This is a genomic window from Kitasatospora putterlickiae (genome assembly GCF_039527695.1).
GTDB classification, from domain to species: domain Bacteria; phylum Actinomycetota; class Actinomycetes; order Streptomycetales; family Streptomycetaceae; genus Kitasatospora; species Kitasatospora putterlickiae.
This window is the reverse complement of the sequence record NZ_BAAAKJ010000149.1, coordinates 14,810-27,585: the sequence shown is the minus strand read 5'-3', so window position 1 is coordinate 27,585 and position 12,776 is coordinate 14,810. Positions and strand designations below refer to the sequence as shown.

Below are 12,776 nucleotides of genomic sequence, written 5' to 3'. Positions count from 1 at the left end.
GCTTATGCGCATTTTCAGACCATGCCCTTTCGCCGCCGGCCCGCCGGCCGGCCTCCCGGGGGATCCGGCTGGCCGATCCGCGCCGCCGGCTGCGGGTGATCACCATCGCGCTCTCGGTGGTGTTCTCGATCTTCGCCGGGCGGCTGGTCCAGCTCCAGTTGCTGGACTCCGACGCGCTGGCCGCCGACGCCAACACCAACCGCTACCTGAACATCCCGATCACCGCCGAACGCGGCTCGATAACGTCCTCCGACGGCGTCGCCCTGGCCGCCACCGTCGACGCCTACGACATCACCGCCGACCCGGCGATGTTCACCCCCGAGGCGACCGGCCTGCCCGACGCACCCGAGCAGGCCGCCGCCCTGCTGGCGCCGATCCTCGGTGTGCCCAAGGAGAAGATCGCCGCCGACCTGCACACCCCCAAGACCCGCTACAAGCGGCTGGCCGCCCAGCAGACCCCGGACGTCAAGAACCAGATCAGCGACCTCAAGTCCGGCCTGGAGAAGCAGGCCGGCTCGCGCGCCTGCCAGGCCCAGAAGCGGCTGCTGAACAAGCCCGCCGAGGAGGGCGGCCGCACCCGGCTGGACAACGAGTGCGTCAACCCGCTGGCCGGTGTCTTCAACCGGGACACCCAGAAGCGGGTCTACCCGTCCGACGGGCTGGCCGCCAACCTGGTCGGCTTCGTCAACGCCGAGGGCGAGGGCGCCGGCGGGCTGGAGCAGCAGTACCAGAAGCTGCTGGCCGGCAAGGACGGCCACAGCAGCTACGCCCAGGCCGGCGGCCGGCTGGTGCCCACCGCGGGCGGCTCGCTGGAGCCCGCCGTGCCCGGCACCGACCTGCGGCTGTCCATCAACCGGGACATCCAGTGGGCCGCCCAGCGGGCCATCACCGACCAGGTCTCCAACGCCGGGGCGGAGAAGGGCTACGTGATCGTCCAGGACGTCCGGAACGGCCAGGTGCTGGCGATGGCCACCTCGCCCGGCTTCAACCCGAACGACCTGAGCACGGCCAAGAACTCGCAGCTCGGCAACCCCGCCCTGCAGGACGCCTTCGAGCCCGGCTCCACCGCCAAGCTGATGACGATGGCGGCCGTCCTGGACACCGGCAAGGCCACCTGGGACACCAAGGTCACCGTGCCGTACCCGCTGGTCCGCGGCGACGTGGCGTTCAAGGACGACGTCGAGCACGACACCTGGTACCTCACGCTGGCCGGCGTGCTCGCCAAGTCCTCCAACATCGGCACCATCGAGGCCGCCCAGACCCTCGGCGCCACCCAGCCCGAGGCCAACCAGGTACTCCACGACTACCTGCGGAGGTTCGGCATCGGCCAGCAGACCGGCCTCGGCTTCCCCGGCGAGACCGCGGGCCTGCTGGACAAGCCGGAGGACTGGAAGGCGTCCAAGCAGTACACCATCCCGTTCGGCCAGGGCCTGTCGGTCAACGCGCTGCAGGCGACCTCGGTGTTCTCGACCATCGCCAACGGCGGCGTCCGGGTGACGCCCAGCGTGGTCCAGGGCACCACCGCGCCGGACGGCAAGTACAGCGCGGCCCCGGCCTCCGAGCAGTCCCGGGTGGTCAGCGAGCAGACCGCCAAGACCCTCACCGAGATGCTGGAGTCGGTCGTCTCCGACGAGCAGGGCACCGGCGGCAAGGCCGCGATCCCGGGCTACCGGGTGGCGGGCAAGACCGGAACCGCCAACCGGGTGGACCCTGAGGTCGGCGGCTACCGCGGCTACACCGCTTCCTTCATCGGCTTCGCCCCGGCCGACCAGCCCCGGGTCACCGTCTCCTGCGTGATCCAGGACCCGGTCAACGGCCACTTCGGCGGCCAGCTGTGCGGTCCGGTGTTCAAGCAGGTGATGGAGTTCACCCTCAAGACCCTCCAGGTCCCGCCGAGCGGCAGCGAGGCGCCCAACCTGCCCGTCGAGTGGAAGCCGTGATCGACCATGAGCAACGACCTGGCGGGTGCGGCCGCCGGTGCGGAAAAGGGCCGGTTTGGCTCTGGAAGCCCTTCGGCGGATAGCCTCTGCGCCGTGCCGAAACCCGATCAAATCACCGTGAGCCCGCCCCGCCCCGCCGTGACCGGCGCCCGGCCGCTCGCCGAGGTCGCCCGCCTGCTGGGCGTCGACCCCGTCGAGGGGCCCGAGGTCACCGGCGTCACCCACAACGCCCGCGAGGTCCGCCCCGGCGACCTGTACGTGGCGTTCCCGGGCGCCAACCACCACGGCGCGTCCTTCGCCGGGCAGGCCGCCGCGGCCGGCGCGGTCGCGGTGCTCACCGACCCGGCCGGCGCCGAGCTGGCGGCCGGCGCAGGCCTGCCGCTGCTGGTCGTCGACCGGCCCCGGGCCCGGATGGGCGAGCTCGCGGCCGCCGTCTACGACCGGCCGTCCGAGCGGCTGCTGATGATCGGACTCACCGGCACCAACGGCAAGACCACCACCTCCTACCTGGTCGAGGGCGGCCTGCGGGGCGCCGGCCGCCACCCCGGTGTGATCGGCACCGTCGAGATGCGGGTCGGCGACGAGCGGATCAAGAGCGAGCGGACCACCCCCGAGGCCACCGACCTGCACGCCATCCTCGCCGTGATGGGCGAGCGCGGCGCGGACGCGGTGACCATGGAGGTCTCCAGCCACGCCCTGGTCTACGGCCGCACCGACGGCGTGGCCTTCGACGTCGCGCTGTTCAACAACCTCACCCCCGAGCACCTCGACTTCCACCCGGACATGGAGGACTACTTCCAGGCGAAGGCCCGGCTCTTCCAGCCCGGCAAGTCCCGCTCCGGCGTGGTCAACCTGGACGACGCCTACGGCCGCCGGCTCGCCGCCGAGGCGAAGATCCCGGTCGCCACCTTCTCCGCCACCGGCGCCCCGGAGGCGGACTGGCGCGCGGTGGACGTCCAGCTCGGCCCGGTCGGCTCGACCTTCCGGGTGCTCGGCCCCGACGGCGCCGAGGCGGACGCCTCCGTCCCGCTGCCCGGCCCGTTCAACGTCGCCAACGCGCTGGCCGCGATCGTGGTGCTCGCCACCGCCGGGCTCCCGCTGGAGCGGGCCGTGGCCGGCGTCGCCGCCGTCCCCGGCGTGCCCGGCCGGCTGGAGCGGGTCGACGCCGGTCAGCCGTACGTCGCGGTGGTCGACTACGCGCACAAGCCGGACGCCCTGCGGGCCGTCCTCGGCTCGCTGCGCGAGGTCACCAAGGGCCGGCTGCACGTGGTGGTCGGCTGCGGCGGCGACCGCGACCCGCACAAGCGCGCCCCGATGGGCGGCATCGCCGCCCGGCTGGCCGACACCGCCGTGCTGACCAGCGACAACCCGCGCAGCGAGGACCCGCTGGCGATCCTCGCCACCATGCTGAACGGCGCCGCCGCGGTGCCCGAGGCCGAGCGCGGCGCCGTCCTGGTCGTGCCCGACCGCGCGGAGGCGATCGAACTGGCGGTCGCCCGTGCCCAGGCCGGCGACACCGTGCTGGTGGCCGGCAAGGGCCACGAGCTCGGCCAGTACGTACGAGACGAGATCCGCCCCTTCGACGACCGGGAGGTGCTGCGCGAATCCATCGCGCGGACCACGGCCGCCCGGGGCATCGGAGGAGTAGAGCAGCCGTGATCGCACTGACCCTCGCCGAGGTGGCCGCCGCAGTCGGGGGAACCCTGGCCGACGCCGACCCCGACGCCCTGGTGACCGCCCCGGTCGAGGTCGACTCCCGCAAGGTCCGCCCCGGCGGCCTGTTCGCGGCCTTCGTCGGCGAGCACGTGGACGGCCACGACTACGCGGCCACCGCGATCGAGGCCGGCGCCGTCGCGGTGCTGGCCTCCCGCCCGGTCGGCGGGCCCGCCGTACTGGTCGACAGCGTGGTGGACGCCCTCGGCAGGCTCGCCCGCACCGTCGTGGGCCGCTCCGACGCCGCCGTGGTCGCGCTGACCGGCTCGGTCGGCAAGACCAGCGCCAAGGACCTCATCGCCCAGCTGCTCCAGCGCCTGGGCGACACCGTCTACCCGCCGGGCTCGCTCAACAACGAGATCGGCCACCCGACGACCGCGCTGCGGGTCGAGGAGACCACCCGCCACCTGGTGATGGAGATGGGCGCCCGGCACAAGGGCGACATCGAGTACCTCACCTCGATCACCCCGCCCCGGATCGGCCTGGTGCTCAACGTCGGCACCGCGCACGTCGGCGAGTTCGGCTCCCAGGAGGCGATCGCCGAGGCCAAGGGCGAACTCGTCGAGGCGCTGACCGCCGACGGCACGGCGATCCTCAACGCGGACGACCGCCTGGTGCGCGCGATGGCCTCGCGCACCAAGGCCCGGGTGGTGTACTTCGGCGAGTCCGCGGACGCCGACGTCCGGGCACTGGACATTCGCCTGGACGCCACCGGACGTCCATCCTTCACGCTGAGCACCCCGGCCGGTTCCGCACCCGTGCAGCTGCGCCTGTACGGTGAGCACCACGTCTCGAACGCCCTCGCCGCCGCCGCGGTGGCGATGGAGCTCGGGATGACCGTCGACGACACCGCCGAAGCACTGAGCCAGGCGGGTGCGCTGTCCCGCTGGCGCATGGAGGTCGTCGACCGGGCCGATGGTGTCACCGTCGTCAACGACGCCTACAACGCGAACCCCGACTCGATGCGGGCCGCGCTGCGGGCGCTCATCTCGATCGGGGGGCGCGGCCCGGAGCGCCGCCGCACCTGGGCGGTGCTCGGCGAGATGCGGGAGCTCGGCGAGGACAGCCTGGCCGAGCACGACGCCATCGGGCGGCTCGCCGTCCGGCTGGACGTCACCAAGCTGGTGGCGGTCGGCGGACGCGAGGCGGCCTGCATGGAACTGGGCGCTAGGAACGAAGGTTCGTGGGGTGAGGAGTCGGTGCTGGTGTCCGACGCGGACGCGGCGGTCGAGCTGCTGCGCAGTCAGCTGCGGCCGGGGGATGTGGTGCTGGTGAAGGCCTCCCGTTCGGTGGGGCTGGAGAAGGTGGCCGAGGCCCTCCTCGCGGACGGTGCGGCCGAGTAATGAAGCAGATCCTCTTCTCCGGCATGATCGGCCTGATCCTGTCGCTGGCCGGTACCCCCGCGCTGATCAAGCTGCTCGCCAGGCAGGGCTACGGCCAGTACATCCGCGACGACGGCCCCAAGGCGCACCACAGCAAGAAGGGCACGCCCACCATGGGCGGCATCGCCTTCATCCTGGCGACGCTGGTGGCCTACTTCGCGACCAAGGCGATAACGGGCGAGAGCCCGACCGCCTCCGGCCTGCTGGTGCTGTTCCTGACCACCGGTCTGGGCCTGGTCGGCTTCCTCGACGACTACATCAAGGTCGTCAAGCGCCGCTCGCTGGGCCTGCGGGCCAAGGCCAAGCTGGCCGGCCAGTCCATCGTCGGACTCGCCTTCGCCGTGCTGGCCCTGCAGTTCCCCGACAACGCCGGCCGCACGCCGGCCTCGGAGCACCTGTCCTTCGTCCGGGACTTCGAGTGGGCGGTCGGCCCGGTGCTGTTCGTCATCTTCGCGTACTTCCTGATCGCCGCCACCTCCAACGGCGTCAACCTGACGGACGGTCTGGACGGCCTGGCCACCGGCGCCTCGGTGATGGCCTTCGGCGCCTACACCTTCATCGGCGTCTGGGAGTACGGCCAGAGCTGCGCCTACGTGGCGTCGGCCACCTCCAACTGCTACGACGTCCGCGACCCGCTGGACCTCGCGGTGGTCGCGGCGGCTCTGATGGGCTCCTGCTTCGGCTTCCTGTGGTGGAACACCTCGCCCGCCAAGATCTTCATGGGCGACACCGGCTCGCTGGCCCTCGGCGGCGCGCTGGCCGGTCTGGCGATCTGCTCGCGCACCGAGATCCTGCTCGTCCTGCTGGGCGGCCTCTTCGTGATCATCACCCTCTCGGTGATCATCCAGGTCGGCTCGTTCCGGATGACCGGCAAGCGCGTCTTCAAGATGGCCCCCCTGCAGCACCACTTCGAACTCAAGGGCTGGAGCGAGGTCCTGGTCGTGGTCCGGTTCTGGATCATCCAGGGCCTCTGCGTGGCCGTCGGCCTCGGCCTCTTCTACGCGGGATGGGTGACCGGATGACCGCCACCGAACCGGTGAACCCGGACTGGGCCGGACTCCCGGTCGCCGTCGCCGGGCTCGGCGTCTCCGGCATCAGCGCCGCCCGCGTCCTGCACGGCCTCGGCGCGCGCGTCACGGTCGTGGACGGCGGCTCCGGCGAAGGCCTGAAGGCCCGGGCGGCCGAGCTGGAGGCGCAGGGCGTCACCGTCCGCCTCGGCGACGGCGCCACCCTGCCCGAGGGCACCCGCCTGGTCGTCACCTCGCCCGGCTGGCCGCCGAGCAGCCCGCTGTTCGCCGCCGCCGCGGCAGCCGGCGTCGAGGTCTGGGGCGACGTCGAGCTGGCCTGGCGCCTGCGCCGGCCGCTGCCCGCCACCGGCGAGCCCGCCCCCTGGCTGGCCGTCACCGGCACCAACGGCAAGACCACCACCGTCCAGATGCTCGCCTCGATCCTCACCGCCGCCGGCCGGCGCACCGCCGCCGTCGGCAACGTCGGGGTCTCGGTGCTGGACGCGGTGCTCGCCGAGGAGCCCTACGACGTGCTCGCCGTCGAGCTCTCCAGCTACCAGCTGCACTGGGCGCCCTCGCTGCGCCCGCACTCGGCCGCCGTGCTCAACCTGGCGCCCGACCACCTCGACTGGCACGGCTCGATGGAGGCGTACGCCGCCGACAAGGGCCGGATCTACGAGGGCAACGCCGTCGCCTGCGTGTACAACCTGGCCGACCCGGCCACCGAGGCGCTGGTCCGCGAGGCCGACGTCGAGGAGGGCTGCCGGGCGATCGGTTTCGGCCTCGGCGCACCCGGCCCGTCCAACCTCGGCGTGGTCGACGGCCTGCTGGTGGACCGCGCGTTCGTGGCCGACCGGGCCAAGAACGCGGCTGAACTGGGCTCGGTCGAGGACGTCAGCCCTGCTGCGCCCCACAACATCACCAACGCCCTCGCGGCCGCCGCGCTGGCCCGCGCCTACGGCGTGGAGCCGAAGGCCGTCCGGGAGGGCCTGCGGGCCTTCCGGCCGGACGCGCACCGGATCGCCGAGGTCGCGGTGGTCGACGGCGTCACGTACGTCGACGACTCCAAGGCGACCAACACCCACGCCGCCGCGGCCTCGCTGGCCGCCTACCGGCCGATCGTCTGGATCGCCGGCGGACTGGCCAAGGGCGCGACCTTCGACGACCTGGTCCAGGGCGCCGCCGAGCGGCTGCGCGGCGTCGTGCTGATCGGCGAGGACCGCGCGCTGATCGCCGAGGCGCTGGCGCGACACGCGCCGGATGTCCCGGTGATCGAGGCGGCCGAGGGCCAGACTGGCGCGGTGGCGATGACGGAGGTGGTCCGCGCGGCCGCGTCACTCGCCCGAACGGGTGACACGGTGCTGCTGGCCCCCGCCTGTGCCTCGATGGACATGTTCACCAACTACGGCGAACGCGGCGACCTCTTCGCCGCGGCCGTCCGGGAGCTGGCGGACGGGAACCGGTAGGCAACCCGTGCCTCGTGGCCTCCGGCCGGAGGCCACGAGGAATGAGAAGGGGAGCTGTGGTGGGGCAGGGCGGCAGGGCGGGCGGTTCGAGCGCGCCGGAGAAGGGGCGCCCGGCCGGGTCCCTGCGGGTGATCTCGGCCACCACCACCGCCTACAAGTCGGCCGGTCCGGTGGCCCGTCTGCAGGCCTTCCGGGCCCGCGTGCGGTACGCCCTGGACCGGCCGCTCACGCCCTACCTGCTGATCGCCGGCACGGCGCTGCTGCTGGTCGTGCTCGGGCTGATGATGGTCTTCTCGGCCTCGCAGATCCTCGCGCTGGGCCAGCACCGTTCGACCCAGTTCTACTTCTACAAGCAGCTGCTCGCGGTGGTGCTCGGCTTCGCCCTGCTGCTCGGCTTCGCGCTGGTGCCGGTGGCGGTGCTGCGGGTGATCGTCTACCCGATGATGCTCGTGGTGATCGGCGCCATGGTGCTGGTCGCGATCCCGGGCATCGGCATGGAGGTCAACGGCAACCGGAACTGGCTGGATTTCGGCGTGTTCCAGTTCCAGCCGTCCGAGTTCGCCAAGCTCGCCCTGGTGCTCTGGGGCGCCGACCTGCTCGCCCGCAAGCAGAAGACCGGCACCCTCGACCAGTGGAAGCACCTGCTGGTCCCACTGGTGCCGGGCACCCTGCTGCTGCTCGCGCTGATCATGCTCGGCGGCGACATGGGCACCACGATGATCCTGGTGGCGATGCTCTTCGGCCTGCTCTGGATGGTCGGAGCGCCGCTGCGGCTGTTCGTGGCGACCCTCGGCGTGGCCGTCGTGGTCTGCACCGCCCTGGTGGTCACCGTCCCGCACCGTGCCGAGCGGCTCTCCTGCATCGGCGTGACCAAGCTCGACCCGGCCGGCGACTGCTTCCAGGCCCTGCACGGCGTCTACTCGTTCGGCCTCGGCGGTCTGTTCGGCTCCGGACTCGGCGCCGGCGTGGAGAAGTGGGGCCAGCTCCCGGAGGCGCACACCGACTTCATCTTCGCCACCACCGGCGAGGAACTGGGTCTGGTGGGGACGCTGTCGGTGATCGGTCTCTTCGCGGCACTAGGCTACGCGGGTATCCGTGTGGCCATCGGCACGAAGGATCCCTTCGTCAGGTACGCCGCGGGAGCCGCCACCACCTGGATCATGGCGCAGGCCGTGATCAACCTGGGGTCGGCGCTGGGACTGCTGCCCATCGCGGGCGTCCCGCTCCCGCTGTTCTCCTACGGCGGTTCCGCCATGCTGTCGGCCATGTCCGCGATCGGGGTGCTGCTCTGCCTGGCACGCAGCAGCTCGGGCGCGAAGGCGGCCCTGGCCGCCCGGAGCAAGAACTCCCGGATCAGGAGACAGCTGGCCCGGGTGCTGCCACGACGACGAACCACAGCGCGCCCGGCCAGCGGGCCGGCACGCAGGGAGCGGTGAATTTCGGTGCATGTCGTACTCGCCGGCGGGGGGACCGCCGGTCACATCGAGCCGGCCATGGCCCTCGCGGACGCCCTCCGCAGGCATGACCCGTCCATCGGGATCACCGCCCTCGGCACCGAGCGCGGCCTGGAGACCCGGCTGGTGCCCGAGCGCGGCTACCAGCTCGAACTGATCCCGGCCGTTCCGCTGCCCCGCAAGCCCACCCCCGAGCTGATCACCGTCCCGGGCCGGCTGCGCGGCACCGTCCGGGCCGCCCAGGAGATCATCGAGCGGGTCAAGGCGGACGCCGTGGTCGGCTTCGGCGGCTACGTCGCGATGCCCGCCTACCTGGCCGCCAAGCGGGCCGGTGTGCCGATCGTGGTGCACGAGGCCAACGCCCGGCCCGGCCTGGCCAACAAGATCGGCGCCCGGTACAGCGACTTCGTCGCGGTCTCCACGCCGGACAGCAAGCTGCGCGACTCCCGGTACATCGGCATCCCGCTGCGCCGGACCATCGCGACGCTGGACCGCAACGCGGCCCGCCCGGAGGCCCGGCACTACTTCGGCCTCGACCAGCGGCTGCCCACCCTGCTGGTCTCCGGCGGCTCGCAGGGCGCCCGCCGGCTGAACGAGACGATCACCGCGATCGCCCCCCGGCTCCAGCAGTACGGGGTGCAGATCCTGCACGCGGTCGGCCCCAAGAACGAGCTGCCGCAGGTCGACGAGATCCCCGGGATGCCGCCGTACCGCCCGGTGCCGTACCTGGACCGGATGGACCTCGCCTACGCGGCGGCCGACATGATGCTCTGCCGGGCCGGCGCCATGACGGTGGCCGAGCTGGCCGCGGTCGGCCTGCCCGCCGCGTTCGTGCCGCTGCCGATCGGCAACGGCGAGCAGCGGCTGAACGCCCAGCCGATGGTCAAGGCCGGCGGCGGCCTGCTGGTCGACGACGCCGAGCTGAACCCGGACTGGGTGCTGCGGAACGTGCTGCCGGTGCTCACCGACCCGCAGCGGCTGTGGGACATGAGCCGGGCCGCCGCCGAGTTCGGCCGCCGGGACGCCGACGACCTGCTGGTCGGCATGGTCTACGAGGCCATCGAAGCCGCCCGGGGTGGCCGCCGTCGTGGCTGACGCCCGGCTCGCCGATCCCCTCGACGAGGAGTTCGAGGCCGAGGAGTACGCTCCTCGGCTCCGGCTCTCCCGGCGGGGGGTGCTGGTGCTGGGCGGCCTGTCGGCGGTGCTCCTCGGGGCGCTGTCCTGGCTGGTTTTCTTCTCCTCGGTGCTGGAGGTCCGTTCGGTCTCGGTGCAGGGCATGCGGGACGACCGGCTGACGGCCGACGAGGTCCGCTCGGCGATCGGCGGGGCCGGCTCCGGCCCGCTGGCCCGGGTGGACCTCGACGAGGCCCGCCGGCGGGTGGAGGCGATACCCCGGGTGGCGAAGGCGGAGGTCTGGCGGGGCTGGCCGAACACCCTGCGGGTGAAGGTCACCCAGCGCACGGCGGTCGCCGTCGTCAAGGGCGAGGACGGGCTGTTCACCCAGGTCGACGCGGGCGGCGTGAGCTTCGCCACCGAGCCGGCCGCCCTGGAGGGCGTTCCGGTGGTGGAGCTGAAGCTCAGCCAGCAGGCCCTGGACGCCCAGTCGGTGATCGACCACGGGCAGCTGGTGCGGGGCGCGGTGGCGGTGGCCGCCGGCCTGCCGGAGGACGTCCGGCAGCGGGCCGGGGCCGTGATCGTGCACTCGTACGACGACATCCGGCTCCAGCTCGCCGGGGGCGCGACGGTGCGTTGGGGGAGTCCCGAGCAGACCGATCGAAAAGCCCGGGTGCTGGTGGCGCTACTGAATCAGAAGGGTACGAACTTCGATGTGAGTGCCCCTGAGTCGCCTTCGGTGTCCGGATGATCCGGTAGGTTTTCTGCTGCAGGAGGGGGTTGACGCGGTTTCGCGTCGGCCCGACCCTTGGTGGTCACCCCGGTTTCATTCGCCGGTCGATGATCACATAGGCTCAAAAGAAAAAGGGAAGCTCGGCGTGTTCGTTGAAACACGTGGCCGGAGCCACCTAGTGTCCTGTGTCACCAGACTGTGTTTCCTGGTGATGTGACAGAGGCACAGCACTAACCCTAAAGGTCAAGTTTAGGGTTGGGGTCGGCGGTCGGCATTTCGGACATTGCGTCAGAAACCGGGCTCCCTACCCATCGACATCCGTCGGTTCGGCCCCACAGGGCATCGGGCCGACCCGGAAATTCGAGGCGAGAGGCCTTCGACGTGGCAGCACCGCAGAACTACCTCGCAGTCATCAAGGTCGTCGGTATCGGCGGCGGTGGTGTCAACGCCATCAACCGGATGATCGAGGTCGGTCTCAAGGGCGTCGAGTTCATCGCGATCAACACCGATGCGCAGGCCCTCCTCATGAGCGACGCCGACGTCAAGCTCGATGTGGGCCGTGAACTCACCCGGGGCCTCGGCGCCGGCGCCAACCCCGAGGTCGGCCGGAAGGCCGCCGAGGACCACCGCGAGGAGATCGAGGAGGTCCTCAAGGGGGCCGACATGGTCTTCGTCACCGCCGGTGAGGGCGGCGGCACCGGCACGGGCGGCGCGCCGGTCGTCGCCAACATCGCCCGCTCGCTGGGCGCGCTCACCATCGGCGTGGTCACCCGCCCGTTCACCTTCGAGGGCCGGCGGCGCGCCAACCAGGCCGAGGACGGCATCGCCTCGCTGCGCGAAGAGGTCGACACCCTCATCGTGATCCCCAACGACCGGCTGCTGTCCATCTCGGACCGTCAGGTCAGCGTCCTGGACGCGTTCCGCTCGGCCGACCAGGTGCTGCTCTCCGGTGTCCAGGGCATCACCGACCTGATCACCACCCCCGGTCTGATCAACCTCGACTTCGCCGACGTCAAGTCCGTCATGTCGGACGCCGGTTCGGCGCTCATGGGCATCGGTTCGGCCCGTGGCGAGGACCGCGCCAAGGCGGCCGCCGTGATGGCGATCTCCTCGCCGCTGCTGGAGGCCTCGATCGACGGCGCCCGCGGCGTGCTGCTCTCCATCTCCGGCGGCTCCGACCTCGGCCTGTTCGAGATCAACGAGTCCGCCCAGCTGGTCAGCGAGGCGGCCCACCCCGAGGCCAACATCATCTTCGGCGCCGTCATCGACGACGCGCTCGGCGACGAGGTCCGGGTCACCGTCATCGCGGCCGGCTTCGACGGCGGGCAGCCGCCGGCCATCGTGCGCGAGCCGGTGGTCAAGGCGAGCGCGACCCCGGCGAGCGGCTCGACCGCCTCGTCCAGTGGCGGTGGCACGCCCGAGCGTCCGGCCGGCCGCCCCTCGTACGGCGGCATCGGCTCGGTGACCTCCCGTCCGGAGGGCGAGGGCGCCGCCCCCGCCCGCCCGGCCGAGGCCCCGGCGACCGCGACCGCCGCCCCGGTGCCGCCGCAGGTGCAGCCGGTCCGCCAGCCGTTCGTGGAGAGCCCGGCCGAGGAACTCGACGTCCCGGATTTCCTTAAGTGATCGACCACGCGGTCCGCGACGGTGCTCACTTCGCCTTCACCACCCGGTGGGGCGGGGTGAGCACTTCGTCGTACGGGGAGCTGAACCTCGGCGGCGCGGTGGGGGACGACCCGGCGGCCGTCCGGGAGAACCGGGCGATCGCGGCCCGCGCGCTCGGCCTCGACCCGGCCGACGTGGTCTGGATGAACCAGGTGCACGGCGCCGACGTGGCCGTGGTGACCGGGCGGCAGCCGGCCGGGCAGGCTCCGACCGTGGACGCGGTGGTCACCGACCGGCCGCTGGCGCTGGCGGTGCTCACCGCCGACTGCACGCCGGTGCTGCTGGCCGACCCGGTCGCGGGCGTGG

The 12,776-nt window shown here is 72.3% G+C and carries 10 protein-coding genes; all 10 read left to right on the top strand.

All coding sequences use genetic code 11. The annotated features are described in order from the left end of the window. Positions 1 to 1,940 (top strand): peptidoglycan D,D-transpeptidase FtsI family protein (locus tag ABD308_RS15650; RefSeq protein WP_344333967.1); only part of this gene is annotated, 1,940 nt, incomplete at its 5' end. A 6-nt stretch (positions 1,941 to 1,946) separates the two neighbouring features. Beyond that, on the top strand, positions 1,947 to 3,599 hold the full coding sequence (locus ABD308_RS15645) for a UDP-N-acetylmuramoyl-L-alanyl-D-glutamate--2,6-diaminopimelate ligase (protein ID WP_344333965.1): 1,653 nt from the start codon (positions 1,947 to 1,949) through the stop codon (positions 3,597 to 3,599). Next, positions 3,596 to 4,996: a UDP-N-acetylmuramoyl-tripeptide--D-alanyl-D-alanine ligase gene (locus tag ABD308_RS15640; RefSeq protein WP_344333963.1), complete on the top strand. Its 1,401-nt coding sequence runs from the start codon at positions 3,596 to 3,598 to the stop codon at positions 4,994 to 4,996. Before ABD308_RS15645 ends, ABD308_RS15640 begins: the two co-directional genes overlap by 4 nt. Next, on the top strand, positions 4,996 to 6,057 hold the full coding sequence (gene mraY, locus ABD308_RS15635; RefSeq protein WP_344333961.1) for a phospho-N-acetylmuramoyl-pentapeptide-transferase: 1,062 nt from the start codon (positions 4,996 to 4,998) through the stop codon (positions 6,055 to 6,057). The genes ABD308_RS15640 and mraY overlap by 1 nt, the downstream gene beginning before the upstream one ends. Beyond that, the gene (gene murD / locus ABD308_RS15630) at positions 6,054 to 7,508 is read left to right on the top strand and encodes a UDP-N-acetylmuramoyl-L-alanine--D-glutamate ligase (RefSeq protein WP_344333959.1); all 1,455 of its coding nucleotides are present in this window, start codon (positions 6,054 to 6,056) and stop codon (positions 7,506 to 7,508) included. Before mraY ends, murD begins: the two co-directional genes overlap by 4 nt. Before the next feature lie 41 nt (positions 7,509 to 7,549). Beyond that, the gene (gene ftsW, locus ABD308_RS15625; RefSeq protein ID WP_344333958.1) at positions 7,550 to 8,944 is read left to right on the top strand and encodes a putative lipid II flippase FtsW; all 1,395 of its coding nucleotides are present in this window, start codon (positions 7,550 to 7,552) and stop codon (positions 8,942 to 8,944) included. Positions 8,945 to 8,950: 6 nt separating this feature from the next. After that, positions 8,951 to 10,057, top strand: coding sequence for an undecaprenyldiphospho-muramoylpentapeptide beta-N-acetylglucosaminyltransferase (gene murG, locus ABD308_RS15620; protein ID WP_344333956.1), 1,107 nt, complete (start codon positions 8,951 to 8,953; stop codon positions 10,055 to 10,057). After that, complete coding sequence (locus ABD308_RS15615; RefSeq protein ID WP_344333954.1) at positions 10,050 to 10,826, top strand: cell division protein FtsQ/DivIB; 777 nt, start codon at positions 10,050 to 10,052, stop codon at positions 10,824 to 10,826. The genes murG and ABD308_RS15615 overlap by 8 nt, the downstream gene beginning before the upstream one ends. 363 nt (positions 10,827 to 11,189) lie before the next feature. Continuing rightward, a complete protein-coding gene (gene ftsZ / locus ABD308_RS15610; RefSeq protein WP_344333952.1) occupies positions 11,190 to 12,431 on the top strand; it encodes a cell division protein FtsZ in 1,242 nt (413 codons plus the stop codon). Beyond that, positions 12,428 to 12,776: purine nucleoside phosphorylase YfiH/LACC1 family protein (locus tag ABD308_RS15605; RefSeq protein ID WP_425554776.1), on the top strand; the 349-nt coding region annotated here is incomplete at its 3' end. The genes ftsZ and ABD308_RS15605, both read left to right, overlap by 4 nt.